Below are 24,812 nucleotides of genomic sequence, written 5' to 3' on the forward strand. Positions count from 1 at the left end.
TGATCGTCGCCGATCCAGGCGACGTGGCCGTCGGGGCGTAGCAGGACGCACGGGACATCCAGTTCCGCAGTGGGATCCGCGAGGTAATCGACCCGCTCTGACCAGCCGCCGGCGGTCAGGCGTTCGGTGCGGTCCAGCAGCAGGCCGCGGCCGCGATGCAGCAGACCGTAGAGGTGGCCCTGTTTCACGTCGATGTCGCGCAGGCGGCGGCCGAGCAGGTCGGGGCCCTCGTCGGTGAACACCATCGGACAGATCTTGTCCGCGAGCCACTCGGCCAGCACGTCCTCATCCGCCCGCGTCGACTCCCGGAACCCCTGCTGCAGGTCACGTCCAGCTGGTTCGCCGGCCGCTGCACCGCCGCTGCGGCACCGACCAGATGTCATCCAGGGCCACGGCAACGTGCACGGCTACACAGCCAACTCCAAGCGCGCCGCCGATCTCCGCTTCGACTCAAAACAACAGGCCGGGCCTTGTCGCTGAGCGCAGTCCAGTGCTCCACCGGCTCATCCATGCCTGACGGCGGACACTCCATGATCTATAGATCATCCGTATGTCCTGACATAACTACGTCCTATTGATTTATGGTGAATTCGTCGTTACGTTCTTGTAGAACCTTATCCCCCCAAAACGAGGAGGCGCAATGCGTCTTCTGTCCAGGCTATTCCTGGCAGCCCTGACGTTCTCGCTGGTAGGAGGGTTGGCGATACCCGCAACCAGCCATAGCGTTCCGTTGGTGGACCCCCAGGTGGAGACCCCTGCCCTGTTCGACGACGAGGCGGGCGGCAACGCCAACGGTGATGACCCGGCGATCTGGGTCCACCCGTCCAAGTCCGGCAAGAGCCTGGTGATCGGCACGGCCAAGGAGGGCGGGCTCTTCGTCTACAACCTCGACGGGCAGCAGCTCCAGCACCTCCCCGCGCCCGCGGCCCCGGGGCCTGACGACGAAGTCGGACGGTTCAACAACGTCGACGTCACCTACGGTTTCGGTGGGCGGGATCTCGCGGTCGTCTCCGACCGTGGCCGGGACCAGCTGCGGATCTATGCCATCGCGAACGGCCAGCTCACCGACGTGACCGACCCGGCTGCGCCGTTCGTGTTCAACACCACCCAGGAGCAGGTCAACGACGCCGAGACCTCGTACGGCCTGGCCACCTGGAAGGACTCCACCGGCACCTACGCGCTGGTCAGCCGCCGGCACAGGACCTCGATCGGCCTGGTCAAGCTTCTTCCCAAGCCGAACGGCAAGGTCGGTTATCAGCTCGTCAGGACACTGAACCTGCCCGCGTCGTTCACCCTGCCGAACGGCCAGAGCTGGACCCCCTGCGACGAGCCGGGCCGGGAGCCGCAGGTCGAGGGCATGGTCGTGGACCAGGAGAAGGACGTCCTCTACGCGGCCCAGGAGGACGTCGGCATCTGGCGGATGCGCGCGGACCTCACCGGAACACCTGTGCTGATGGACAAGGTTCGCGAGTACGGCGTGCCCGCCACCTACGACCCGGCAACGGAGGAGTGCACGCCCGGTACGGACCCGGGCTACGGCGGCCAGCGTCTGACAGCGGACGCCGAAGGTCTCACGATCTACTACCGAGAGAATGGCAAGGGCTACCTGCTGGCCTCCAGCCAGGGCGACAACACCTTCGCCGCCTACCGCAGGGAAGGATCCAACGCCTACCTGGGCCAGTTCCAGATCGGATCGCACAACGGCATCGACGGCGTCGAGCACAGCGACGGCTCGACCGTGCTGAACGTCCCGCTGGGCGACTTCGACGAAGGTCTGTTCATCTCACACGACGGCGCCAACACGCCGACCACGCCCGACCGCGAGAACACGAACTTCAAGTTCGCCCACTGGAGTGACATCGCCGACGAACTCGACCTGGACGTGGACACCGACGGCTGGGACCCGCGCGACTGAGCGGCAGGGAAAGCCGTCGGCTACTCGGCGGATTCGAGAGCTCGTTGCAGCACGTAATCGGTTGATCAAGCCGCGAGTACTTTGATCGGACGCTCGGCTGGGATTTCCCAGCCGAGCGTCCGGCGTGGGCGGCTGAACTCGGCATCAGGCTTCACGGGTGTGTCGGAACAGGTCGGCGCTCTTGGGGAAGTATCGGCTGAGCAGGCCGTTGATGCTCGTTCGAGTCTCACCGCTACGGGCCGGCCGGGTCACGGAAGTAGACCAGGATGGTGAAACGCGCGATGGGCGGCCCTCCCTGAGCCCTGATCCCGGGCTGAGGAGAACGCCGATGAGGCGGCAACATCGGGACGGTCTCGCCGAGAGCATCACGGGTACCGGCCGCGCTGTGGTCACCGGGAAGGCGAACCGGCATCACATGGCGGGTGGTGTGATCGACGAGGCGCCCACCCAAGTGTCCGGCACACGTTCGTCACGGCCGAGACCTGGTGGAAAGACTTCCACCGATGAAGCGCTCCGGGTGCGTTGGAGGCGCTGATGTACGCGCGACCGCGGCCCCAAGGCGGTCGGAGGCTCGCGGGGGCCATCCGTGTCATGCACCCGACACCCGTGCCGGCGCGGTCAAAGCCCGCTGAGCCCGCACAATGAATTGAAAAGCCCGCTGTTCACCACGCTCGCTGGACTTCGCTAGGGCCGCCGATGCGCTGATGCAGGCCTGCGCCCGGCCACGTCTCAGCGCCGAGCTCGCCGCCCCTGAGCAGAACGCCAGGTTCGCTGCGCAGTCTGACCCGTCGCCGCCAGGTACCGACCACGAAGGTCGAGATCTTCGACGCCCATCTGGAGACCTGATCCGCCAGGCATGCCCCGGCCTGGCGCCCAGGGCACACGTCTACGCTGTACCAGCGACGGCAAGTCCAGGAAAAAAAAGATCATCAGCCGTCGCGAGAGCCACCTCGTCCGCGCGCTGTTCAAGGTCTTGACCAGGCCGAACGACTGGCAAGCAGCCGCTCGAAAAGCCATAGGAACATCAGATTGGTTCAGCATGTCCTGGCCGGGGCGTTCTTCACCGGCCGCGCCGACATCGAGCCGCCGCCCGGCCCATCAGCGGGCCGGGCCATGGGCATGGGGGCAGCCGTCACCTGCTCCCCCGATTCCCGCACCGCCAGTTCGTTTACGTGTCTCCGACAAACGCGGCACTGGACCTCAAGTTCACGCCAGGGGTCCCGGTAGTAATGGAGCAGAATGCAATGCACCTGCCCCTGACCTGCCGTGATGTGGTGTTCCGCACCGAGGCAGAAGGACTCCGTCTTCTCCTTCCGTTCGTTGTGCCCGACTGCATGACGCGGCATTGGGAAGAACGCCAGCGGCGATCACGGCACGAGCCCACGACTCCAGCGGGCATCGGGGCCGCGAGCAGCGGCGACGTTGCCGCGCGCAGTTCAGTCCACCGGTCCGCCAGCGACGTAGATGACCTGTCCCGAGACGAACCCCGCCTCCGGGCTGACCAGGTAGGAAGCGGTATGCGCGATGTCTTCTGGCTGTCCGACCCGGCCCGCGGGAATGGACTGCGCGGCCCTGCGCTGGAACTCCTCGAACTCCAGGCCGAGCCGTCGGGCCGAGGCCCTGGTCATGTCGCTCACGACGAAGCCCGGCGCGATGGCGTTGGCGGTGACGCCGTGCCGGCCGAGTTGCAGGGCCAGCGACTTGGTGAAACCGATCAGCCCCGCCTTCGCGCTGGCGTAGTCGACCCTGGCGGCGTCTCCCACCGCGGAGATGCTCGACATGGTGACGATGCGCCCCCACCCGGCCTCGATCATGTACGGGGCGACAGCGCGGGTGAGAAAGAACGGGCCGCGCAGATTGACCCCCAAGACCATGTCCCACTGCTCGGTGGTCATCTTCACCAGATCGGCGCGCGGGCCTACGCCGGCGTTGTTGACCAGCACCGTCGGCGGCCCCAACTCGGCGACGACCCTCGCGACGGCATCGCCGACCAGGCCCTCGTCGGCGACATCGGCCGCCATCGCCAGAGCCGTCCCGCCCTCGCCCCTGATCGCCTCGACGGTTCCGGCGCAGTCCGCCTCGTCCAGGTCGATGACCGCCACCGCCAGGCCGTCCCGCGCCAGCCGCTTGGCCACCGCGGCGCCGATGCCGCGGGCCGCCCCGGTCACGATCGCTGTCCTGTTGGCAGAGGTTGAAGCCGTATGTATCACGTCGTGAAGTCCACGCCATTCAAGCCCGGCGGCCAAATGATGTAGCGTCAGGCTTAATGATCAGCTTCGGACTCGGTGTCGAGGACCTCGCGGACACCCGCTTCGCCCTGGCCCCCTTGGACGAGACGGTGCTCAGCCTGCGCGTGCTGCGCGAGCCCGGCCTGTACGCACTGCACCTGCCGTGGCGCAGGTCCGCGCTCGCCTGTCTCGATCCTCATGACACTCGCCTGCTGACGTCCCTGGTCGGGAGGAGGCTGGCCCTGCCGGACTTCCTGACGCCGCCGCCTGCGACCTTCGCCCCCACGTTCGAGGAACAGCTGTCGGCGGCACGGCGGACACCTCCCGAGGTCGTCCGCAGGGATCTGCAGGCCGCACTCGTCCCCGAGCCCGTTCCTGACGACGACGCAGCCATCAGGTTCCGTGGCGCGGCCTGCGACGTGCTGCAACGCTACTGGCGGCTGACGATCGAGCCGCTGTGGCCGCAGATACGGCTGGTACTGGAGGCCGACATGACCTACCGGGCGCGCCAGCTGGCCGTGGGCGGCGCGCGCCTGCTGTTCGCCGACATGCACCCGAACCTGCGCTGGCACGACGGGGTACTGTTCATCAACCAGATGATCGGACGCCACCACGTGGCGGCGTCCGGGCGGGGACTGCTGCTCATGCCGTCGGTGTTCGCTCACAAACCCGCCCCACCGGTTCACCCCGAGGAACCGCCCCGCCTGACCTATCCCAGCCGCGGGGTGGCCACCTTGTGGGCTCCGGCGCCGACCCCGGATGCCACCGCCTTGGTTGCGCTGCTCGGCGCGCCCCGAGCCGCGCTGCTCGACCTCCTCGGCGAGCCACAGCCGACGGTGGAACTCGCCCGCCGCCTGAAGGTGACCCCCAGCGCCGTCTCTCAGCACCTGCGCGTGCTGCACGCCACCGGCCTGGTCACCCGGACCCGCGACGGACGGCACGTCCTGTACCACCGAAGCCATCTCGGCAATCAACTCGCAGCCTCACCCAGGCCTCGGGAATCGACTTGACCAACCCGCCGTACCTCAAACGCTTACCCATGCCGCGTTGCGCCGAGCACCAGGACGCCGCCGTTGGCCCAGCTCGATCAGGGCGTTGGCAAACAATCGCGCAACGATTGCAGTTGCTCGCCCCCTCACCGGCCAGCCGGTCCAGGATTTAGTGCTCCGTTTCTCAACGGAGGTTGTGAACGCGCTGCAGGGAAACCGAGACCATCGGGCCTGCCTTCCTGACGCCAAGGCTGGGGGGATCTGTACTTCCGGTAAGGAACGTCGCACTAGGCCGCTTTCAAGTGGGCTGATCCAAAGAGCGCCGCTGTGCGGAGCAAGTTAGAACACAAGTCGGACTTATCGATCTGAGGGCGGAGACCGCGACCCTTAGCGGGCCCACGACGCCATGCGCGCGCACCTCCGCAACGTCGCCGACAACCTCCTCGGCCGCCAATAATTGCCGCGCCGGGCGAGCTCTTCCCCCAGGTGCGGTTACTCCGATTCCGTGCGGGGTCGCCAGGTTCCGTCGAGCGAGATGCCGGCGGCGGTCGCGATCCGGTTGCGCGATTCCAGTAGCCTGGTCTGCAATGCCGACAGGTCCACGCCCACCAGCTGCCCGTCGCGCTTGACCACGCGGCCGGCCACCAGAACCGTGTCGACCAGGCCGGGATGGCCGGCGGCGACGATGGTGCCGGCGGGGTCGGTGACCGGGAACACGGTGGGGTCGTCGGCGCGCAGCAGGATGATGTCGGCGTCCTTGCCGGGCGTGAGGCTACCCGTTCTGGCGGCGAGTCCGCACGCCCGGGCGCCGTCGACGGTGGCGAACTTCAGCAGGTCCCGGGAGTTCAGGCCGCCGTCGAGGCCGCGCTGCACGGCGTAGGCGGTGCGCATGGTGGCGAACATGTCGCCGCCGACCGAAGGGCAGTCGTCGATGGACAACGTCGGGCGCAGGCCGGCCGCCAGCATGCGTCCGGTCATCGGCCAGCCGAAGCCCATCTTCAGCTCGACGTCCGGGCTGATCGACACCGAACTGCCGGCGTCGGCGAGCATCCGCAGTTCGTCGTCGCTGATCCCGTTGGCGTGCACGAAGGTCGTGGTGTCGAAAAGCAGACCGTGCTCGCGGAGTTCGGCGATCGGGTGGCCGCCCGTCAGGCCGTCGACGTGCACACTGGTTCGCAGTCCGAGATCGGCTGCCAGCTTCAGGTCTGCGGCGACCATGTCCATGGTGGCATCACCCGGACCGCGCAGCCCCAAGGCCATGGTGACCAGGCCGTCCTCCGGAACGTCGGACCGGACGCGGCGGACCTCGGCGTCGATCTGGTCATCGGTGCGGTACCCCGCGCCATAGCAGAAGATCGACCGTCCTGGCACGGCTCGCAGGCCGGCGAGGGCGGCGTCCGCGTGTTCGGGGCTCTGCGCGGCGTGGAACCAGTCCAGCATCGTCGTCACGCCGGAGTACAGCGCCTCCAGCCGGCCCAGCAGGTTGCCCAGATAGACGTCCTCAGGCCGGTAGTGGGGCTTCAACGTGCCGTGCACCGCCACCACGTAGTCGGCGAACGTCCAGTCCGCGCCGACGCCACGGAACGCGGTCTGCCAGGTGTGCCGGTGGGTGTCGACGAAGCCGGGCAGCACGATCCGGTCGGTCGCGCCGATCACCGCCGCGTCCGGCGCGTTGATCCGCTCGGCCACCTCGACGATCACGCCGTCTTCGATCAGCACGTCGCCGCGGTCGAAATCGCCGACAGCCGCGTTCATGCTGACCACGGTGCCGCCGGTAATCAGGGTCCTCATTGGGTAAGCGCCTCCACGAACGCCTTCGGATTGTCCAACATCAAGTTGTGGCGGGAGCCCAGTGCCGCCGAGCGGTCAGTAGTTCGCCGTTGTGGCGACCACCGCGTCGGCTGCGGCGAGCACGTCGGCAACCAGGTCGGCCGGGTCCTCCGTGCCCGCGGCCAACCGGACCAGGCCAAGCGGAACCCCTGACGCGGCAATCTGTTCTTCGCTGAGCATGCCCCGCCACATGGCCGCCGGATGCACGGCCAGCGACTCCACACCGCCGAGACTGGCCGACCGACGGGCGTAGTGCAGCCGGCCGAGGAACGCGTCGGCCGCCTCGAAACCGCCGGCCAGTTCGATTCCGAGCACTCCTCCGAAACCGCTCATCTGGCTTGCCGCCAACGAGTGCTGCGGGTGCGTGGCCAGGCCGGGATAGTGCACCCGAGCTACGGCCGGATGGTCCTGCAGCGCCTCCGCGAGCGCCTGGCCGTTGGCGTTGTGCCGTGGCATGCGCAGCGGCAAGGTGCGCATGCCACGCAACAGCAACCACGCGTCGAACGGGCCGAGCGTGGCGCCGGTGAGCAGGGCGACATCCCAGATCCGGTCCAGGATCTCTGCCGAGCCGGCCAGCACCCCGGCGGACACGTCGGAATGGCCGTTGAGGTACTTGGTCGCGCTGTGCCAGACCAGATCGATGCCGAACTCCACCGGCCGCTGGTTCACCGGAGTGGCGAAGGTGTTGTCCGCCATGGTCAGCACGTCGTGCGCGCGGGCTAGATCCGCGACGGCGCGCAGGTCGGTGATCTGCAACAGCGGATTGCTCGGCGTTTCCACCAGGATCAGGCGGGTCTGCGGGGTCAATGCCTTGTCGAACGCCGCCGGGTCGGTCTGGTCCACTTGCGTGACCGACACGCCCAGCCGCGGCAGCAGGTTCAGCAACACCGACGCCGTGCCCCCATAGGTCGACTTCTGCCCGATCACGTGGTCGCCGGCGGACACCAGGGCCAGTACGGCGGTGGTGAGCGCGGCCATCCCGGACGCGGTGACCATTGCCGCCTCGGTGTGCTCCAGTTCCGCGACCACCGCCGCGACTTGCGCGTGGTTCGGGTTGCCGTAGCGGGTGTAGAAATCCTGGCCCCGCCGTTCGACGGCGGCCTGTGCGAACTGCTCCGCGTCCTCGGCCCAGAATGTCGCCGTCTGGTAGATGGGCCGGGCCACTGCGCGACTGGGATGGACGTCGCGGTCGGCGTGAACGGCAACTGTGCTGCTGCCCGACATGGTTGTTCCCCTTCCGATGGACCACCTGACGTGATGTCACAAGCGTGGCCGACCGATATGCCCCCTCGGGGCCGATCCCGGCAACTTTGGCAGCAAGTAGCGCCTCGGATCGGCCATCCGATGTGGTAAGCGCGGCAGTTGGGCAATAATCTGCTCACGTGGATGACGTGGACCGGTCGATACTGGCCGTGCTCGAGAAGTACGGTCGGATCAGCAACGCGGAACTCGCCGCCCGGGTCGGCCTGTCACCGTCTCCCTGCCTCCGGCGCGTGCGCCGACTGGAGGAGACCGGGGTGATCCGCGGTTACCGGGCGCTGATCGATCCCGCCGCGGTCGGCCGCAGCCTGCGGGTGTTCGCTGGTGTCCGGCTGATGCGGCACGCCCGCACGGATGTGGTCGCGTTCGAGCGCGCGGTCGTCCGACTGTCCGAAGTGGTGCATTGCCACCACGTCACCGGCAACTACGACTACCTGCTCCAGGTCGAGGTCGCCGACCTGGCCGCCTACGAGGACTTCCACGTCAACCGCTTGGCCAACCTGCCCAGCGTGGCCGCGGTGACCAGCTACGTCACCATGAAGACGCTCTCCGCCGACAGCACGTGACCAAGGATGTCCAGGCGGGCGCCGACAGGTTCAGGTGGTGGCGATGGCGAACAGGCCCTCCACACCCAGGGCGTACAGCACCAGGACGGCCAGCGAGTCGACACCCATGCCCGCGACGCGCTTCGAGGCCCTCCACTCGGGTCGGCCCGACGAAGTGCAAAGACATCCCAGGAGCTGAGGTGGCGGCGAGGGCATCATCGATGGTGCGCAGCAGGTGCACACCGCCGAGTTCGTGTCCCGCGGGCAGCGCTCGGGGGGTGACTCCCGTGGCGATCACCAGCCCGTCATAAGCAAGCACGCTGCCGTTCGAGGGGGTGAGTTTGCGCACGTCGGTGTCGAGGGTGGTGGCGGCGATGCCCAGTAGCCAGTCCGCGCCCAGCGTGGTGAGGGCGTCGTGGCGCCGCAGCGCCACACGGTCGGGTTCCCACCTGCCGCGCAGGATTTGTTTGGACAGCGGCGGCCGATCGTAGGGCAGTCGCGGCTCCTCACCGACCATGGTCAATGCGCCGGTGAATCCTTTCCGGCGCAGGGTTTCGGCGGCGGTCAGACCCGCCGCCGAAGCACCCACGACAACGATTCGAGATGGCTGGTTCACGACGGGGTCAGCGTGATCGCCAGGGCCGGACAGATGCGGACGGCCTCCCGGACGTCCTCCTGTAGCCCGGGTTCCGGGCTGTCTTGCAGGAGCACGACGATGCCGTCGGCGTCGCGCTGGTCGAACACCTCAGGTGAGCTGAGTACGCATTGCCCCGAGCCGATGCAGGCGTCTTGGTCGATGGTGATCTTCATGCGTTTCTCCTTGTGTGATTTACCAGGTAACGGGCAGTTCGCGCACCCCGTAGAAGACCGCGTTCTCCTTGAACGTCAGCTGTTCCAGCGGTACGGCCAGGGCCAGTGTGGGGATGCGTCGATACAGGGTGCCGTAGACGACTTGCAGTTCCACTCGGGCGAGTGGCTGGCCCAGACACTGGTGGGCGCCGAAACCAAAGGCGACATGGTGGCGGGCCTTGCGGTGGACATCGAGGGTGTCGGGGTCGGGGAAGACCGAGGGGTCCCGGTTGGCGATGCTTTTCACCACGATGATGCCTTCGCCTTTGCGGATGAGCTGGCCGCCGATCTCGAGATCTTCCCGCGCGACGCGGCGGGCTTCGGTATGGGTGATGGAGAGGTAGCGCAGGAGCTCTTCGGCGGCGTTGGCCACCAGTGCGGGGTCGCCGGCGTCGCGGACCGCGCTCAACTGGTCCGGGTGCGCCAGCAGCGCGGTCGTGCCCAGCGCGATCATGGTCGCGGTGGTGTCGTGCCCGGCCACCAGAAGGAGTTGACCGGCCGTGGCGATCTCACGCCGGGTCATCGCGCCGGTCCGGTACTGCTCGACGGCCAGCCTGCTGAACACGTCGTCGCCCGGCTCGGCATTCTTCTTGTCCACCAACTCCTCCAGGTAGACATTCAGTTCCTCGCTGGCGGCCATGGCCTGTTCAGGGTCGGGTTCGTCCATGACGAGCGTGCGGGACACTCGGTGGAAGAGGTCGCGGGCGGTATAGGGTGCGCCCAGCAGTTCGCAGATCACCAGTGAGGGAACCGGCAGCGCGAATGCCTCCACCAGGTCTACCGGATTCGGGCCGGCGAGCATCTCATCGATGAGGTCATCGACGATCCGTTGGATCCGGGGCCGCAACGCCTCCATCCTTCTGATCATGAAGTCCGAGGTCAGTAGCCGTCGCTGGGCGATGTGCTCCGGCGCATCCATCTGCATCAGCGTCTTCATGTGTGCGTCGCGTGCCTTGCTCACCGCGTTGGTGTGCGGGAAGCCGGGTTGCGCCACGTCGACGCTGACACGCGGATCAGCGAGCAGCGCACGCACATCCGCATAGCGGGTCACCATCCACGGAGTGCTGCCATCCCACAGCCTCACTCGTGAAACCGGCGCGTCTTCGAGTCGTCGGCTCAACTCCGGCGACGGGTCGAAGGGACACCCCGTCGCGCGGGTCATCGGAAACGTCGGCATCTCTGGCAGGGCGTCAGCCATGGCATCTCCTCGTATCGAATGCGGTCATTGGGTGATCTCGGGCACGTGGCGAACAGGCGATCGAAAGCCCGAGCCGGGCATTTCAGCCCCGAGGGGTGGACGTCGTGTCGGTGGATCGCGAGTCACGAGCCCTGTTGGAGCGGAGTGTGGTCGGCCGGCTCGGCGGGCTCCGGGCGGCTTGAACGGTTCGCCGCGCGTGCGGTGATGGCGCCGATCGCGCAGATGATCGCGAATCCGAACAGTACGTACTGTGCCGAGTCGAGCATCGACGGGTCGCCGAGGTTGACCAGGACTCCGGCCACGGCTGTGCCGAACGCGATCGACAGGCTCGTCACGGTGGCGATCGCCGCGGCGGCCCTGCGTCCTTCCTCTGGATCCTGGGTGCTGGACATGGCGGCCACGGACAGGTGCGGGTAGGCCAGGCCGATGCCGGAACCTGCGATGAACAACACCGGTACCCAGATGAGTACCAGCCAGGTCGGCGTGTCCTCGCGCTGCAGCAGTCCCTGGAGGAGGAATCCGGACGCCAGGAGCAGCGGGCCGATGATGCGCAAACGGCGTACTGTGCGCTCCCTGGTGGCCGATGAGCTGCCGAGCTGGGTCAATGACCAGCCGAGCGAGATGGCCGCCCCGAACAGGCCGGCCGCGAGCGGGGGCAGCCCGCCCAGCTGCTGGCCGAACAGCGGGACGAACGACTCGACCGCTACGCCGAAGACCAGTAGCCCGAGCGTCAGGTAGATCCATTTCAGTGGTGAGCCGGCCTGGTAGGTCGTGCGCGGGAAGACCCGTAGCTCGCTGCGCCGCTCGTAGGCGACGAAGACGGCCACCAGCAGCAGTGCCACCACGATGCCGCCCGCCATCGCCATGGTGCCGGGCAGCACTCCCGCCAGGCTGACAGCCGCAGTGGCCACCGTGACCAGCAGCAGCGACACGGCCGGGACCGGCGCCCGCGCGTCGCTGCGTTCGCCGCGCGGCAGCACCCGAGGCACGACCGCGCAGCACGCCGCCGCGATCACCGCCATCGCCACGAACGCCAGGCGCCACGAGCCGAACTGGGCGAACAGGCCGCCGAGCGCCGGGCCGACGAAGTTGCCGACGCCGTACATCGCCGACATCAGGGCGTTGCCGCGGGTCCACAGCCGGCGCGGCAGGGCCGAGCGGATGACGGCGAACCCCAGCCCGGACAGCACCCCCGCCCCGAATCCCTGGACGCCGCGGCCGGCCAGCAGTACCGGCATCGCCGGGCTGGCCGCACAGGCCAGCGAGCCCACCAGGAACACGGCGAAGCCGAGGCGGTAGGCGCCGACGTTCCCCCAACGGGCCAGGAGCCGACTGACCAGCATCGTCGCGATCACCATGGCGACGAGGTAAATCGTCATGTTCCACGCGTAGAAGCCGGCGCCGCCGATGTCGGCCACCGCGGTCGGCAGCAGACTCGAGGCCAGATAGATATTGACCGCACCGACGAGCACGCCGCCCGCCAGCACGATCGCAGCTCCGAGATGTTCGGGGCTCAGCAGTTCCCGCCAGGAAGGCGGGGCGGGAGTTGAATCGGGAATCACGTGGTCATCTCCCTCAGTTCGTCGGGGGCTGCGGTGGGCTCTCCGGGTTCGGACTCACCGGCCACGGCCATGGAGGCGTTCCGCGCATCGATCCGTCCGCGGCGCGGCCGCCGGCCGCGGGCCTCGATGGCAGGCTCCGCGCCGGGCTGCCCGTTGTCACCAGCACTCATGACTTCAAGGCTGTCGTTGAACCGAGCCCGGAGACTTTTCACCGCCTTTCGTGAACGGTTCTGGGCCGGTAGCCGGGAAAGCCTCAAGCCGCGGTCGAACCATGCCGCTCTGCTCCCCGTGGTCGAGGCCATGCGAGCAGCCGATCAACCACCTCTTCATGACGAACACGGTTGAGGCCGCGGCAACCTGTGACACAGAATCAGATGATCAAAGCGACCTGCGGATCGGTCCCGCGGCGATGACTGCGACTCCCTAACGTTCTGTGTCACCTCGGCCGGGAGGCCACCTTCGATGTCGATCTTGTGACAGACGCGTGGCCGGAGTAGGCCAGGAGCGTGCCGGTGTTGGCGCCGTTTTCGGCGGCGTGGGTGAGCGCGGAATGCCGCAGGTCATGCAGCGTCCAACCGGGTGCGGCAGCAAGATCTGCCGGTGCGGTGATGTCGGGGTGAGTCAGCGGTTTTGTCAGCTCGTTGAATATCTCCGCGGCGCGTCGGTAGGACAGTCGGGCTCGGCCGCTGACCGGGTCGTCGGCCGCCGCGGCGTCTGCCCGGCGTCGGCCACGATCTCCCGGCGCCCGCCTGGGAGCAGGTCGCCGTCGAGGTCAGGAGGCTGGCGTCCAGGGCTCACGGGCGGCGGCCGTCCGGCGCGCAGCGAGGCTAGATGAGCCGCTCCACGGCGCGGGCGACGAGGTCGTCGGCCTCCTGCTCGGAGTACACCTCCGGCAGCGTGAGGCGCTCGACGATCAGCCAGTTCAGCGCCATGTGCAGCAGCCGCACCGAGGTCGCGTCACCGGGCAGCCCGGACGCCCGGTGGCCGGCGACGTTGGCATCGACGTCGGCACGCACGCTCCGCGTCAGCAACGCCCGCAGTTCGGGACGCCGTGTCGCCTCCAGCCGCAGTTCCAGCAGCGCCAGGTATCCCGTCCGGAAACCGGCGACCCGGCGGACGGTCTCGCGCATCACTGCGGCGAACTTCTCCCGGTCCTGCGCGCCCTCCAAGTGGCGGGCGACGGTCTCCTCGTCCGGCTGGAGGCGCTCGTAGACGCGCGCGCCGACCTGGGTGAACAGGTCGTCGCGGCTGGCGAAGTAGTTGGACGCCGTCCCCGGCGGGACCTGTGCCGCGCCGTCCACCGCCCGGAAGGTCAGGCCCCGCGCGCCCTGCTCGGCCAGCACCTCGATGGCGGCGTCGATGAGCGCCACCCTCCTCTCGGCGTTCCTGCGCATAGTTGACACCACTCCATTCGTAGTACTAACGTCCAAACCACTTCGCCTATAGTACTTTGAATGGAGTGGTCATATGCGCAAGCTCGTCTACTACATCGGCGTGTCCATCGATGGCCGCATCGCGGGCCCCGGCGGGGAGGCGGACTTCTACCCGGTCGGCGAGGGCGAGGCCGCCGCCGCGTACATGACCTGGGTCAACGAGCGCTATCCCGAGACCGTTCCCACGCAGTACCGTCCGCACGCCGGCCTCGTGGACGTCCCCAACAGGCGCTTCGACACCGTCCTGATGGGGCTGAACACCTACCGGGCCGTGCTCGACCAAGGGATCAGCAGCCCGTACGCGCACCTGCGGCAGTACGTCGCCTCCAGCTCCCTGGACCGCATCGACGATCCGGCGGTGGAACTGGTGCGCGACCCCGCCGCGCTCGTCCGGAACCTCAAGCGCGAGGACGGGCTGGACGTCTGGCTCTGTGGCGGCGGAGGGCTGGCCAACTCGCTGCTGACCGAGATCGACGAACTGATCGTCAAGAGCTATCCCGTGGTGGCGGGCGCAGGCGCCGCCCTCGTCGATGGTGGCTTCCGTCCCACCGTGTTCACCCCGACCGACCGCAGGTCGTTCCCGAACGGAGCCAGTATCACCTGGTACGCGAGGCGGGCCGGCGCTTAACCCTTGGGCGGCTCGATCCCGCGCTCGCGGATCTTGGCGCCAGCCGGTGAACGTGCCCCCGGCGGCCTCGTCGTGGTCACGCAGCATGCGCAGGACGGTCGAGGCCGCGGCCGAGCTTGTGCTCGTGGACCACGAGGGTGACTGCGACGCCGGCCGCGCGCAGTTCCCGGGCCAGGGCGACGGCCTTGTCGAGTTCGGGGTGGGTGGTGGCGCGGGTGGAGATCTTCTCAGAGAAGATTCGGGTGACGCCGGCGGCCTGGAGCGCATCCGGCTGGGTGTCCAGGGATTGGCGAATGGTGGAGGCGCGGGCGTAGCCGACTCGCAGAGCCCTCTCTCACAACCGGAAGGTTCTGCGAGGAGTTTTGCGAACAGCCGCCTGCGCGAACGTGGCCGCTAGGCACATGGGCTCCGGTCTCGCAGAACTGGTCATTTCTGCGAACCACACGAGCTACATCCGGGTCCGCGCGTACGTGTGCAGTGCGTCGCGGACGAACGTCGCCCCCGCCTCGTCGTCGTACATGGCGGCGAAGCGGGGGTCGTCGACGAACATGTCCCCAATGCCGTTCACCATCTCGATCGAGCGCTCCCGGTCGCCCTCGGCGGTGGGGGTGCCCGGGATCTGACTCAGCCACTGGACATGCCGGGCAGCCAGTGACTGAGCGTGTTCCGATGTCGGCGAATCCCCGGCCTTCACTGCGGCGACCCATGCGGCGACGAGGTCTTCGGTGTCCTGCTTCCAGGCCCGCTGCTGGTCTAGGCTCTTGCCGTGCCACCAGTCGTTGCTCACTTGGAACGCGCGCTCGCCCCAACGTGAGATCACCTCGTCTTTGTAGAGGTCATTGAACCCCGCCAACATGACATCCATCCGCGGTTCCACCCCCGCCTGCAGAGCCTCGAGCGTGTGACGCACAGACCGGACCTGCCGTTCGATGCGGGCGCGTTCCTCTTCCAACGCGGCGATGTGGGCGCGGAGCCCGTCGAGCGCGTCCACCTCGTCGGCCAGGACCTCGGCGATGGCCGGCAAGCCCATGCCGAGCCGGCGCATGAGCAGGATCCGCTGTAGCCGGGCGACCGCGGTGGGGTTGTAGTAGCGGTACCCGTTCGCGCCGACCCGGGACGGGACCAGGAGCCCGACGCGGTCGTAGTGCCGCAGGGTCCGGCTGGTGATGCCGGCCCTCGCCGCGAGTTCCTGGATCGTCCACTCCATCCCTCCAGTGTTACCCGCGGCGGAGAGTGGTTGCGATGATCTCCGAGGCGTCGGCGTGCAGGGCTTGGGCCGCCGTCTGCCCGGTCGCCGCCAGGTAGGTGTCGACCAGCCGGTTGCCTGCGGCGTACCCCGCGCCCATCGGCAATCCCACCGGGGCGACGCCGAGGTGCTCCGCGCCGGGGTCGCCGTGCACCCAGGCGGTGAAGTTCTGCATGCCTGTCACGTCGAGCCCGGTGAGCACCTTGGCGAAGACCTCGTCGTCGTGCAGGTGCGGCACGCCGATGCGGGTGGGGCCAAGTTCGTCGCCGTAGAGCTGTCGGGCGAAGGCGTCGGCCAGGCCCTCGCCGACGATGTGCTCGCCGACCGTGACGGTCATCGGGTCCCACACCACCCCGCCCGGGCTCCACCGCAGGTTGTGATTGAGCTCGTGCACGGCGGTGGCCTCCAGCCGCTCCACGTTCTCGGGGAAGGGCCAGAACGTGATGGCGATGTTGCCCGAGATGCCGCCGAACCCGGTCAATCCTTGGCAGGGACCCATGAAGTGTTCGTCACCCGGATCGCCGAGGACGAACAGCACGGTGATGTCCGGGGCCTCCAGCCCCGGCGTCGCCTCCAGCAGTACGGCGAGAGCGTTGTCGAGCGCGCGTTGCATCCGCTCCCAGGCCCCGGCCGCCGCCAGGGTTTCGAGCGCGTCGAGGCAACGTTCCTCGTCGCGGTCGATGGGGAACCCGGACGATTGGAGGTGTACGGCTACCAGGTCGAGCTCGCCTGGGTGGTAGCGGTACATACCCTTGTTGGCCTCCAGCATCGAACGCAGCAGGTCAACGCGGTCCGCGACCGGGGCCAGCAGGATCCGCCGCATGGCGGAGTAGGTGTCAAGAACAGTGATCGACATGGCCCTGATGCTAGAAGTTGACGCAGCGTCAAGGTCAAACCAGCGGCGCTCTTCGTCGAGGTACGGCCGGCATGCCGTCACCCAGTCCCGTCATGACCGGCGGTTCGCCGCTGCGATGGACTCACGCAACTTGGTCTTGCAGTCCGCGGTGAACAGCATCCACCGCCGCACCCCCGCCGTCGCCAACTGCGCCAGAGAGCCTCCTCGGAGGCCTGTCGGCGCGACCCGACTGACACAGCAACGCGACCGCGATGACCGGCGATCGCCAACCTAACCCGTCACACGGAGCTACTTTGCCCGTGGTGACGCCGACCCGAGTGGGGGGCCATGAAGTACACGCGATGGCGTCCGGCCAGGTCAACGGCTTGCGCTTAGCGCGACAGAGCAACCGTTCTACCGGGTGTCCCCGTTCGATCGCAGTCAGCCGACCAGGGGCAACATGATTGCGTGTACCTGGTGGCACGAGTGTTACCGACACCCCGGTTCGCCGCAGGCCCCGCGAGCGATGTGGCGAGTTCTCATCGAAATCGGCGACGGAGGCGCGCCTCTTGGACGATGGACCTACGTCTCCTCCACGGCGAGGTAGGAATCCCGGGCCGGATACAGAACTTTAGTCCGGCGAGCATTACCCGCGTTGACCTGGACGATGTCACATCCATGGGGACCGGCTGCACTCCCTGACAACGGCACAAGGCCGACGACCCCAGGAGACGCGATCAGGGAGGTGGAGCCGTGGAGGTGGGTCTCGGGAGCGTGGTCGTGCTCGGGCTCTTGTACGCCAGCCACTGCCTCAGGGTCTGGCTACGCGGGCGAGCCAAGCCGAGCACGGCCGGCGCGCAGGGTGCGAGTACGACCCCGGCCATGATCAGGGTGCTGCCCCCGGGCAGTCGGCTGACGGTCCGGGCGGCGGACGGCTCGATGGTCAAGGTCGATCTGGCTCGGGCAGCGGAGCCGCCCCATGGTCTATGACGACGCGGCCGTTGAGCCGCTCTTCCTGGCGGGGTGCCGCGAGGGCTGGCCAGGGCCGGCCCAGACCACCAGGCCGGTCGAGGCGAAGGCCTTGCCGGTGCAAGCGGCGGTCGCCGCCTTCTACGCGCAGGAGGCCAAGAAGCTGTTCGGGTTCGTGATACGGCTCGGCACCGACGACCCGGAGCTCGCCGCCGACATCGTGCAAGCCACCTTCCTGGACGCGTTAACCAGCTGGGACACGATTCGCGAGCACCGCGCCTGGATACGGCGCGTCGCCGAGCGCAAGCTGATGCGTGCCAAGGACCGCACACGGCTGAGAGAAGACCCGGTCGCCGAGCTGCCCGACGTCGAACGGGCGATGGCTCCCGGCCACCGCTCCGAGCTGCTGCGTCCCGACGCCGCGCTCGAACTGAGCGAGCAGATACAGCAAGTGACCGGCATGATCGCCAGGCTGCCCCACCGGCAGCGCATGGTGCTGGCCTGGCACCTGGACGGCTACTGCAACCAGGAGATCGCCAGGCACCTGCGAATGACACCGGACGCTGTCCGACAGAACCTCAAACGCGCCAAATCCGCCCTGAAGATCGCACATTACGGAGGTGAAGCATGACGCCGCGCGAGCAGTCCGATGCTGAGCTCGACGCGATTCTCGCAGCATTCAACCAGGCGGTGGACGACCTGGTGGATGAGGCGGTCGACATCGACTCCGGCTGGGAGGCGATCGTGAGCGCAAGATCGGCTTCCGATAACACCGCTGCCCTGCGGGCGATGCGCGATCGGATGCACCCCGCCTCCACACGCAAGGTGCTCCCCGTGGGAGACAGCCGCACCCGGCTGCCCCGGTGGGACAACATCCCGGTCCCCGCCGAGCCCAACGCCGGCGAGGTGGTGCACCACATCAGCGACGCCGACATCAGCGACAGGATCAGCCGTGCGATCCACCTCGCCCAGAGCCGTAAGGCCGGTCGTGCCGCGGACGACGTTGTGGAGGGTTCGGGATCGCCGGCGATTCCCGGCGGCGATCTGCGGACGATGCGTAACGCTGACCGCGAGGAGACCCGGGCCGTGATCGCGCACTGGCGGGAGCTGTTGAGCAGGTGCCCGGCAGGGGCTCTCGGGATGGAAGGTTCGGCGAGGGTCGCGGAAATGGTGGCCGCACTGGCGGAGAGCTCGATCACGGACCGGGACGAGCACACCGCCTTGCACCTGATCCAGGCCGCTTTCCCCCATCTGGTGTTTCTGGGCCGCTGCCATCCGGCTGTGTTGGAGGTGCGGCGTGCCTGGGCCGAGTCCCTGTCCGAGCTCGGCCGGCACCGGCGGGCCGAGTCGAAGCTGCGTCGACTGAGCGAGGATGAACAGCGGGTGTTCGGCCTTTCCAACCCGCGCACCACGCTGCTGCTGCTGTGGGCGCTGGTCGGCCAAGGCCGTTTGCGGGAGGCTGAGGACGGCTTCGGCTCGTTGCAGGGCCGCCTGCTCCTGTCACAGGGCCCCGACAGCCCGATGCTGTGGCATCTGCAGTGCCGGCGCGCCTGGTTGCTGGGGCAGCAGGGACGGGTGGAGGAGTCGGTGAGCGACTACGACGCCGTCATCATCAACCGGATCCACGAGCTGGACGAAGACCATGCCGACACCCTGGACGCGCGGCACTCCAAGGGAAAGATCCTCGTCGTCGCCGGGCAAGGCGAACAGGCGCTGACCCTCCTGCGCAACCTGGGGGAAGACCGCGCGCGTATCCAAGGAGACCGGCATCCCGACACGCTGGAGACCCGCAAGTACCTTGGCCTGGCCCAGGCGCTGGCCGATCCACGCGACGACCGCGTCGTCGGCCGGGTCATCCATGACCTCGAAGAGTCCCTGCACCTTCAGGACAAGCGGCACGGCCCAGGCCATCCCATGAGCCGTGACACGGCGGCATGGCTCGGCCGGCTCCTCCGCCTCCAGGAGGCGATCCGTTTTCGGGAACCGCTCCCCGTTCTGCGTCAGGTCCTGGCCATCGACGCCACAGACAAGGACGGGAGCGTGTGCGCCGATGTGCGGTAGCGGTCACCGCACGCTCAACCAGTTCCCCGATGGAACAGTACAGAGAGTGAGGGAGGCAGAATTGAAGCTCGGACTGCTCACGGCCGCGCTCGGCCAGATGTCCCTGGAGCAGGTTGCCGCCTGGGCACCGCAGGCCGGATACCAGGCGCTGGAGGTGGCGGCCTGGCCGGTCGGCAGCGAACACATCCACCAAGCCGCCCACCTCGATGCGGCCGGCTTCACCGCCGATGACGCCGCCCGCGTGCGCGAGATGCTGGACGGTCACGGCCTGACCATCTCCGCGGTGACCTACTGCGGCAACAACCTGCACAGCGATCCCGCAGAACGCGACCGCGTCCACCGTCACCTGCGGGCCTGCGTCGATGCGGCAGCGGTCTTGGGCGTCCGGTATGTCACCACCTTCATCGGCCGTGACGTCACCTTGTCGGTGGCCGACAACCTCAAGCAGGCCGAACAGCACCTGCCTCCGCTGACCGGCTACGCGGCGGACCGCGGCGTGAAGCTGCTTGCCGAGAACTGCCCGATGGAAGGCTGGCATCCCGACGGATACCCCGCCAATCTCGCCTACTCGCCCGAGCTGTGGGACTGGATGGCCGGACTCGGCTTCGGCCTCGCCTACGACCCCTCTCACCTGCCCTGGCTCGGCATTGACCCTCTCGACGCGCTGGAACACGCCCTGCGATCCGGCATTGTCGGCCACGTTCAGGCCAAAGACATCCAAATCGACCAGCGGGCCCGCACTCGCTACGGGGTGTTCGGCAAGACAGCCGGACGCACCTCTCCCACCGACGTCGGCTGGTGGCGCTACCGCGTTCCCGGCCGCGGGCAACTCGACTGGAACCAGATCATCGACGCACTCTATGCCGCTGGATATGACGGCGACGTCGCCGTCGAGCACGAGGACCCGGTGTGGGGCGGCACACTCGAGCGGACCCTGCAAGGCATGCAGATCGCCGCGCACACCCTGCGACCGCTGATCCTCACCACGACGAGAGCTGAGGAGCTGGCCTAAAGGAATCCCAGTAGTCCTGACGAAACTTTCGCCGGATATGCCATTGACCTGCGGCGATGCGGGGCCATATCAGGGCCTGAGATCGTTTCCGCTACGTTCTGTACCGGATTGTCCGGTCTGGAGCGTGGGGTGGTTCGGTGTCGGAGAAGATTTTCTCCAAGGAGCAGTTGGAGCAGTTGGGGGCCAGCCCGCATAAGGTCAAAACCCGCAATCAGTGGATCTTGACCACTGATGTACCGGATAACGCTCCTGAGTCGCGCGGCTACCGTCTCGACGGACCCGCAGGTCGCCCCTCTCCGGCCGGCGGTCATGTACCGGATAACTGTTCCTTATCCGGTACATCAACCCGCGTCCGCCGAGTGCCGCCCACCAGACTCCCGACCAGCGGCAACACCTGGTGAATGTGGGTTTTGGGCTTATATGGGTCGAACCCCGCCTATCCAAGGTCCGGAGCGCTCGGAGAACATATTGCCCGGATCTTCCCGAACAGGGTCCGGGCAAGGAGTGCGACGAATATCCGTTCCGGTCCACCCACCAGGCGATAGGCGTCGACGGCAAGATGGAGAACAACGTCTGGGTTCCGGGGCTTGATCGACAACGGGGTGGGGGCGAAGCGCGGCGGGCGGTAGGTCGTTCCGGCCTCAGCGGCTCACTGCGGTCTCCCGCTCCACGCGCGACAGCTTCTCGGGATTGCGCACGTGGTAGGCGCCGGTGACATAGCCGTTCTCCACGCGCACCGCCACCACTCCGTCGATCTCCCCATCGACTCGCACGAGCAGCCCAGGGCCGCCATTGATCTGTACCAGCTCGGTCGACCTTTCCGCGTCGCGTTTCCACCAGCCGACGGCCAGCAGGCGAGCCACGTTGTCGACCCCCACAACGGGCCGCAGCAGGGCATGCCTGACTCCGCCGCCGTCGCTCAGGGCGACGACATCCGGCGCGAGGACGTCGAGCAGGCTCTGCAACTCGCCGGTTTCGACCGCTCGCTGGAAGGCCTGGAGTGCGGCTCGGGTCTCGGCCGGGGAGGCGATGCCGCGTGGTCGGCGCGCGGCGACGTGTGCCCGCGCCCGGTAGGCGATCTGGCGGACCGCGGCCGGGCTCTTGTCGACGGCTTCGGCGATCTCGTCGTACTCCAGATCGAACACCTCGCGCAGCACGAACACCGCCCGCTCGGTCGGCTGAAGCGTCTCCAGCACCAGCAGCATCGCCATCGAGACGCTCTCGGCGAGCTCGACGTCCTCGGCCACATCAGGCGCGGTCAGCAACGGCTCGGGCAACCACGGCCCGACGTAGGACTCCTTACGCCGGCCGAGCGCGCGCAGCCGGTCCAGCGCCTGCCGGGTGACGATCCGCACCAGGTAGGCACGCTCCTCCCGCACAGTGGTCAGATCGACGTCCACCCAGCGCAGCCAGGTCTCCTGCAGGACGTCCTCGGCATCGGCGGCCGAACCGAGCATCTCGTAGGCGACGGTGAACAGCAGGTTGCGGTGGGCAACGAACGCCTCGGTAGCCGAGTCCATGGAGTCCACGGAGTCGGCACGATCGAGCGGCTCGGCTGGGTCCGCACTGCGTTCGCTGTGCTCGCTCATGTCCGGCTCCCGCCTGTTCGCTCTTAGCACTGCCACACGCACAAGACGCCGGCCCCTACCGCTTTGTAACACCCACGGTAGGTGGCCTATGTCACATGGCCGCGCTGTTACCGGGATCGGGGCGCCGGCGTCTCGTGGTCGTCAGGACGCCGCGCGAACGATCCGTACGGCACTAGGGCACGCAAGATCACGAGTTGAGATTGAGAAGGGAAGACCTCACCATGTCCACACCCACGACGACCGACACGACGACCAAGCAGGAGGACCTGCGGTCGCGCATGCCCAACCCCCTCCCCTTCGTCCCCGAGCTTGCAGAAGTCGGCGAAGGCCTGCACAAGGTCCTCAGGAACGGCGCCATTTCCCCGACGACCATCGGCCTGCTGCAGCTGCGCGCCGGGCAGATCCTCGGCAGCACGTACTTCACCATCCGGGAAACCAACAACCTCCGCAGGATCGGGGAATCAGAGGAGCGCATCACCGCCGTGGCCACCTGGCACGACGCCACCTACTTCACCGACGCCGAACGGGTCGCGCTGGCGCTCGTGGAGGCCGTCCTCACCCCGAACCCGTCCGGGGAGCGCGTCCCCGACGAGCTGTACGCCAAGGCGTCCGCGCACTACGACGACAAGGCGATGTGGACGCTCATCATGGCGATCGCCCACATCGGCTTCTTCGCCCCCGCCGCTCTCATCGCCAAGCCGATCCCCGGTATGCCCCCCGGCCAGAACTACAGCGAGTAAGAAGGGCATACAGCATGAGCATCGATAGGTTCGCGGTGGCAGGGGCAACCGGGCGGCTGGGCCGCCACGTCGTCGACGTCCTCACCGAACGGGGGCACCAGGTCGTGCCGATGTCCCGAGCCACCGGCGTGGACATCATCACCGGTGATGGCCTGGCCGAGGCCCTCACCGGGATCGAGGCCATCATCGACGTCGCCTCCTGGCACGCCTCCGACCAGGAGGCGGCGACGGAGTTCTTCCGCACGTCGGCCCGCAATCTGCACGAGTACGGTCAGAAGGCGGGGGTCGCCCAGATCGCCATGGCGTCCATCATCGGCGTCGACAAGGCCACCGCCGGTTTCGTCGCCGCCAAGAAGGTGCACGAGGAACTTCTCCTGTCCGGCCCACTCCCCGTCCGCATCCTGCGGGCCGCGCAGTTCCACGAATTCGTCGGTCAGCTCCTGGACTGGCAGCAGGGCGACGTCACCTACATCCCGACCCTGCCCACCCAGCTCGTGGCCTGCCGCACCGTGGCCGAGACACTGGTCGACCTGGCCACCGACCCCGACGCGCCCGCCCGAGGAACACCGATCCCCGAGATCGCCGGACCCCGCGAGGAGACCATGGCGGAGGCGGCCCAACTCCTCGGCGCCCGCCGAGGCATCAAGGTCGTCGGCGTCGACGGCTCCAGCATGCCCGATGCCGAGACCGCCGCCAACGGCGGGTTCCTGCCCAGCCCGCACGCCAAGCTCGCCGGACCCACTTTCCAGGAGTGGCTTGACACCCAACCCTGAGCAGTCCGTACGGCACGGCCTTGCCCTTGTTCTCGGAACGCCACGGCCCGGAACTTCGAGAACAAGGGCTTCCTCCGAACCTCGCCCTCGGGGACTCATCGGGGACTCAGTAGTTCCCTCCGAGCCAAATGCACAGTCCGATCTCTTTGGGCGCCTGGATTCGTCACCGCATCCTCAGGCGGAACGGGCTCAACCCGGTCGAGGAGCTGGCCCGGGCTCGCGACAGCGAGGGTGTGGTGCGGGTGGTGACGCCGTTCGGCCTACCCTCATATCTGGTCTGCCGTCATGAGGATGTTCGCCAGGTGCTGGCGGATCCGGCCCGGTTCAGCAGTGCCCTCACGCTGGTCCCGGGGGCTGGTGAGGTGGACGCCGACGAGCTGGCCACGATGCGGGCCGGGAAGCTGATCGGGTTCGACCCGCCCGAGCACACGCGGTTGCGCCGGATGCTCACCCCGGAGTTCACGGTACGGCGGATGCGCAGGCTCGAGCCGCGGATCACCGAGATCGTCCAGGCGGCTCTGGACGATCTGGAGCGGGCCGGCAAGCCGGCCGATCTGGTGGCGCACTTCGCGCTGCCGGTGCCGTCGCTGGTGATCTGCGAGCTGCTGGGCGTGCCGCATGCCGACCGCGCCGAGTTCCACGAGCGTGCCGTGCGCCTGCTGGACACCTCCTTGCCGATGGACCAGCGCGTCGCGGCGCAGCGGGAGGACCGCGCCTACATGGCCGACCTCGTGGCCCGCGCCCAGACGGATCCTGGCGAGGACATGCTGGGCGTGCTGGTGCGCGAGCACGGCCACGATCTCAGTACCGACGAGCTGATCGGCATCGCGGGACTGCTGCTGCTGGCCGGGCACGAGACGACCTCGAACATGCTCGGCCTGGGCACCCTGGCCCTGCTGCGGCACCCGGACCAGCTCGCCATGATCCGCGAGGATCCGGCGCAGGTCGAACCCGCCGTCGAGGAGCTGTTGCGCTGGCTGTCCGTCGTGCAGTCGCTGCCGCCGCGCACGACCACGACGGACGTGGAGATCGCCGGGCACACCATCCCCGCGGGCTCGCTCGTGATCTGCTCGATTCCTGCCGCCAACCGCGACCCTGCCTTCATCGACGATCCCGAGACCCTCGACATCACCCGGGGAGCCGCCGGCCA

At 68.0% G+C, this 24,812-nt stretch carries 24 protein-coding genes and 1 pseudogene; 11 read left to right on the plus strand and 14 right to left on the minus strand.

Translation table 11 applies throughout. The annotated features are described in order from the left end of the window. Positions 1 to 230: pseudogene (locus ACWD3H_RS44885) on the minus strand (aromatic-ring hydroxylase C-terminal domain-containing protein); the annotation flags it as partial. A 503-nt stretch (positions 231 to 733) separates the two neighbouring features. On the opposite strand from ACWD3H_RS44885, the gene ACWD3H_RS44890 reads away from it, so the two are divergent. Further along, complete coding sequence (locus ACWD3H_RS44890; protein WP_355569852.1) at positions 734 to 1,915, plus strand: phytase; 1,182 nt, start codon at positions 734 to 736, stop codon at positions 1,913 to 1,915. A gap of 1,436 nt (positions 1,916 to 3,351) precedes the next feature. Here the strand turns inward: ACWD3H_RS44890 and ACWD3H_RS44895 are convergent. After that, positions 3,352 to 4,122, minus strand: a complete 771-nt coding sequence (locus tag ACWD3H_RS44895) for an SDR family NAD(P)-dependent oxidoreductase (RefSeq protein ID WP_451959400.1) — start codon at positions 4,120 to 4,122, stop codon at positions 3,352 to 3,354. A 59-nt stretch (positions 4,123 to 4,181) separates the two neighbouring features. Between ACWD3H_RS44895 and ACWD3H_RS44900 the strand changes: the two genes are divergently transcribed. Then, entirely contained in the window at positions 4,182 to 5,153 is a 972-nt protein-coding gene (locus tag ACWD3H_RS44900) for an ArsR/SmtB family transcription factor (protein WP_451959382.1), read from the plus strand. A 471-nt stretch (positions 5,154 to 5,624) separates the two neighbouring features. Here ACWD3H_RS44900 and ACWD3H_RS44905 read toward each other — a convergent pair whose 3' ends face one another. After that, entirely contained in the window at positions 5,625 to 6,923 is a 1,299-nt protein-coding gene (locus ACWD3H_RS44905) for an amidohydrolase family protein (RefSeq protein WP_451959383.1), read from the minus strand. 75 nt (positions 6,924 to 6,998) lie between these two features. After that, complete coding sequence (locus ACWD3H_RS44910; protein WP_451959384.1) at positions 6,999 to 8,186, minus strand: trans-sulfuration enzyme family protein; 1,188 nt, start codon at positions 8,184 to 8,186, stop codon at positions 6,999 to 7,001. 158 nt (positions 8,187 to 8,344) lie between these two features. Between ACWD3H_RS44910 and ACWD3H_RS44915 the strand changes: the two genes are divergently transcribed. After that, positions 8,345 to 8,788 (plus strand): Lrp/AsnC family transcriptional regulator, encoded by a 444-nt coding sequence (locus tag ACWD3H_RS44915; RefSeq protein WP_451959385.1) that lies wholly within the window; start codon positions 8,345 to 8,347, stop codon positions 8,786 to 8,788. Here the strand turns inward: ACWD3H_RS44915 and ACWD3H_RS44920 are convergent. The 6 genes from ACWD3H_RS44920 to ACWD3H_RS44945 all read right to left on the minus strand — a co-directional run bounded on the left by ACWD3H_RS44920 (position 8,754) and on the right by ACWD3H_RS44945 (position 13,770). Further along, complete coding sequence (locus ACWD3H_RS44920) at positions 8,754 to 9,356, minus strand: FAD-dependent oxidoreductase (RefSeq protein WP_451959386.1); 603 nt, start codon at positions 9,354 to 9,356, stop codon at positions 8,754 to 8,756. The genes ACWD3H_RS44915 and ACWD3H_RS44920 overlap by 35 nt on opposite strands. Positions 9,357 to 9,379: 23 nt before the next feature. Next, on the minus strand, positions 9,380 to 9,577 hold the full coding sequence (locus tag ACWD3H_RS44925; RefSeq protein WP_355568532.1) for a ferredoxin: 198 nt from the start codon (positions 9,575 to 9,577) through the stop codon (positions 9,380 to 9,382). A gap of 19 nt (positions 9,578 to 9,596) precedes the next feature. Beyond that, complete coding sequence (locus ACWD3H_RS44930; protein WP_451959387.1) at positions 9,597 to 10,814, minus strand: cytochrome P450; 1,218 nt, start codon at positions 10,812 to 10,814, stop codon at positions 9,597 to 9,599. A 122-nt stretch (positions 10,815 to 10,936) separates the two neighbouring features. Further along, positions 10,937 to 12,376 (minus strand): MFS transporter, encoded by a 1,440-nt coding sequence (locus ACWD3H_RS44935; protein ID WP_451959388.1) that lies wholly within the window; start codon positions 12,374 to 12,376, stop codon positions 10,937 to 10,939. Continuing rightward, positions 12,373 to 12,546: a hypothetical protein gene (locus ACWD3H_RS44940; protein ID WP_355568523.1), complete on the minus strand. Its 174-nt coding sequence runs from the start codon at positions 12,544 to 12,546 to the stop codon at positions 12,373 to 12,375. Before ACWD3H_RS44940 ends, ACWD3H_RS44935 begins: the two co-directional genes overlap by 4 nt. 657 nt (positions 12,547 to 13,203) lie before the next feature. Beyond that, the gene (locus ACWD3H_RS44945; RefSeq protein ID WP_451959389.1) at positions 13,204 to 13,770 is read right to left on the minus strand and encodes a TetR/AcrR family transcriptional regulator; all 567 of its coding nucleotides are present in this window, start codon (positions 13,768 to 13,770) and stop codon (positions 13,204 to 13,206) included. Between the two features lie 73 nt (positions 13,771 to 13,843). On the opposite strand from ACWD3H_RS44945, the gene ACWD3H_RS44950 reads away from it, so the two are divergent. After that, entirely contained in the window at positions 13,844 to 14,437 is a 594-nt protein-coding gene (locus ACWD3H_RS44950; protein WP_451959390.1) for a dihydrofolate reductase family protein, read from the plus strand. 76 nt (positions 14,438 to 14,513) lie between these two features. Here ACWD3H_RS44950 and ACWD3H_RS44955 read toward each other — a convergent pair whose 3' ends face one another. The 3 genes from ACWD3H_RS44955 to ACWD3H_RS44965 form a co-directional block, all read right to left on the minus strand. Then, a complete protein-coding gene (locus ACWD3H_RS44955) occupies positions 14,514 to 14,762 on the minus strand; it encodes a recombinase family protein (protein WP_451959401.1) in 249 nt (82 codons plus the stop codon). Between the two features lie 123 nt (positions 14,763 to 14,885). Then, complete coding sequence (locus ACWD3H_RS44960; RefSeq protein WP_451959391.1) at positions 14,886 to 15,644, minus strand: MerR family transcriptional regulator; 759 nt, start codon at positions 15,642 to 15,644, stop codon at positions 14,886 to 14,888. Positions 15,645 to 15,654: 10 nt separating this feature from the next. Then, a complete protein-coding gene (locus tag ACWD3H_RS44965) occupies positions 15,655 to 16,539 on the minus strand; it encodes a DUF2268 domain-containing protein (RefSeq protein WP_451959392.1) in 885 nt (294 codons plus the stop codon). Positions 16,540 to 17,271: 732 nt separating this feature from the next. Here ACWD3H_RS44965 and ACWD3H_RS44970 point away from each other — a divergent pair. The 4 genes from ACWD3H_RS44970 to ACWD3H_RS44985 all read left to right on the plus strand — a co-directional run bounded on the left by ACWD3H_RS44970 (position 17,272) and on the right by ACWD3H_RS44985 (position 20,560). Continuing rightward, complete coding sequence (locus ACWD3H_RS44970; RefSeq protein ID WP_451959393.1) at positions 17,272 to 17,508, plus strand: hypothetical protein; 237 nt, start codon at positions 17,272 to 17,274, stop codon at positions 17,506 to 17,508. Then, a complete protein-coding gene (locus ACWD3H_RS44975) occupies positions 17,498 to 18,118 on the plus strand; it encodes an RNA polymerase sigma factor (protein WP_451959394.1) in 621 nt (206 codons plus the stop codon). The genes ACWD3H_RS44970 and ACWD3H_RS44975 overlap by 11 nt, the downstream gene beginning before the upstream one ends. Beyond that, positions 18,115 to 19,548: a hypothetical protein gene (locus tag ACWD3H_RS44980; RefSeq protein ID WP_451959395.1), complete on the plus strand. Its 1,434-nt coding sequence runs from the start codon at positions 18,115 to 18,117 to the stop codon at positions 19,546 to 19,548. Before ACWD3H_RS44975 ends, ACWD3H_RS44980 begins: the two co-directional genes overlap by 4 nt. Before the next feature lie 97 nt (positions 19,549 to 19,645). Continuing rightward, entirely contained in the window at positions 19,646 to 20,560 is a 915-nt protein-coding gene (locus tag ACWD3H_RS44985; protein WP_451959396.1) for a sugar phosphate isomerase/epimerase family protein, read from the plus strand. 641 nt (positions 20,561 to 21,201) lie between these two features. On the opposite strand, the gene ACWD3H_RS44990 is transcribed toward ACWD3H_RS44985, so the two are convergent. Continuing rightward, entirely contained in the window at positions 21,202 to 22,080 is an 879-nt protein-coding gene (locus ACWD3H_RS44990; protein ID WP_451959402.1) for an RNA polymerase sigma-70 factor, read from the minus strand. 290 nt (positions 22,081 to 22,370) lie between these two features. On the opposite strand from ACWD3H_RS44990, the gene ACWD3H_RS44995 reads away from it, so the two are divergent. From ACWD3H_RS44995 to ACWD3H_RS45005, 3 genes are all read left to right on the plus strand, one after another. Further along, on the plus strand, positions 22,371 to 22,889 hold the full coding sequence (locus ACWD3H_RS44995) for a carboxymuconolactone decarboxylase family protein (protein ID WP_451959397.1): 519 nt from the start codon (positions 22,371 to 22,373) through the stop codon (positions 22,887 to 22,889). Positions 22,890 to 22,903: 14 nt separating this feature from the next. Beyond that, a complete protein-coding gene (locus ACWD3H_RS45000) occupies positions 22,904 to 23,662 on the plus strand; it encodes an SDR family oxidoreductase (RefSeq protein ID WP_451959398.1) in 759 nt (252 codons plus the stop codon). A 146-nt stretch (positions 23,663 to 23,808) separates the two neighbouring features. Next, positions 23,809 to 24,812: cytochrome P450 (locus tag ACWD3H_RS45005; RefSeq protein ID WP_451959399.1), on the plus strand; the 1,004-nt coding region annotated here is incomplete at its 3' end.

The organism is Streptosporangium sp. NPDC002607 (assembly GCF_053592655.1).

Coding starts and splice junctions, on each gene's coding strand:
- ACWD3H_RS45000 (WP_451959398.1), top strand. CDS start 22,904: ATGAGCATCGATAGGTTCGCGGTGGCAGGGGCAACCGGGCGGCTGGGC.
- ACWD3H_RS44990 (WP_451959402.1), bottom strand. CDS start 22,080: ATGGACTCGGCTACCGAGGCGTTCGTTGCCCACCGCAACCTGCTGTTC.
- ACWD3H_RS44905 (WP_451959383.1), bottom strand. CDS start 6,923: ATGAGGACCCTGATTACCGGCGGCACCGTGGTCAGCATGAACGCGGCT.
- ACWD3H_RS44940 (WP_355568523.1), bottom strand. CDS start 12,546: ATGAGTGCTGGTGACAACGGGCAGCCCGGCGCGGAGCCTGCCATCGAG.
- ACWD3H_RS44965 (WP_451959392.1), bottom strand. CDS start 16,539: ATGTCGATCACTGTTCTTGACACCTACTCCGCCATGCGGCGGATCCTG.
- ACWD3H_RS44910 (WP_451959384.1), bottom strand. CDS start 8,186: ATGTCGGGCAGCAGCACAGTTGCCGTTCACGCCGACCGCGACGTCCAT.
- ACWD3H_RS44960 (WP_451959391.1), bottom strand. CDS start 15,644: ATGGAGTGGACGATCCAGGAACTCGCGGCGAGGGCCGGCATCACCAGC.
- ACWD3H_RS44980 (WP_451959395.1), top strand. CDS start 18,115: ATGACGCCGCGCGAGCAGTCCGATGCTGAGCTCGACGCGATTCTCGCA.
- ACWD3H_RS44930 (WP_451959387.1), bottom strand. CDS start 10,814: ATGGCTGACGCCCTGCCAGAGATGCCGACGTTTCCGATGACCCGCGCG.
- ACWD3H_RS44985 (WP_451959396.1), top strand. CDS start 19,646: ATGTCCCTGGAGCAGGTTGCCGCCTGGGCACCGCAGGCCGGATACCAG.
- ACWD3H_RS44925 (WP_355568532.1), bottom strand. CDS start 9,577: ATGAAGATCACCATCGACCAAGACGCCTGCATCGGCTCGGGGCAATGC.
- ACWD3H_RS44995 (WP_451959397.1), top strand. CDS start 22,371: ATGTCCACACCCACGACGACCGACACGACGACCAAGCAGGAGGACCTG.
- ACWD3H_RS44900 (WP_451959382.1), top strand. CDS start 4,182: ATGATCAGCTTCGGACTCGGTGTCGAGGACCTCGCGGACACCCGCTTC.
- ACWD3H_RS44945 (WP_451959389.1), bottom strand. CDS start 13,770: ATGCGCAGGAACGCCGAGAGGAGGGTGGCGCTCATCGACGCCGCCATC.
- ACWD3H_RS44975 (WP_451959394.1), top strand. CDS start 17,498: ATGGTCTATGACGACGCGGCCGTTGAGCCGCTCTTCCTGGCGGGGTGC.
- ACWD3H_RS44950 (WP_451959390.1), top strand. CDS start 13,844: ATGCGCAAGCTCGTCTACTACATCGGCGTGTCCATCGATGGCCGCATC.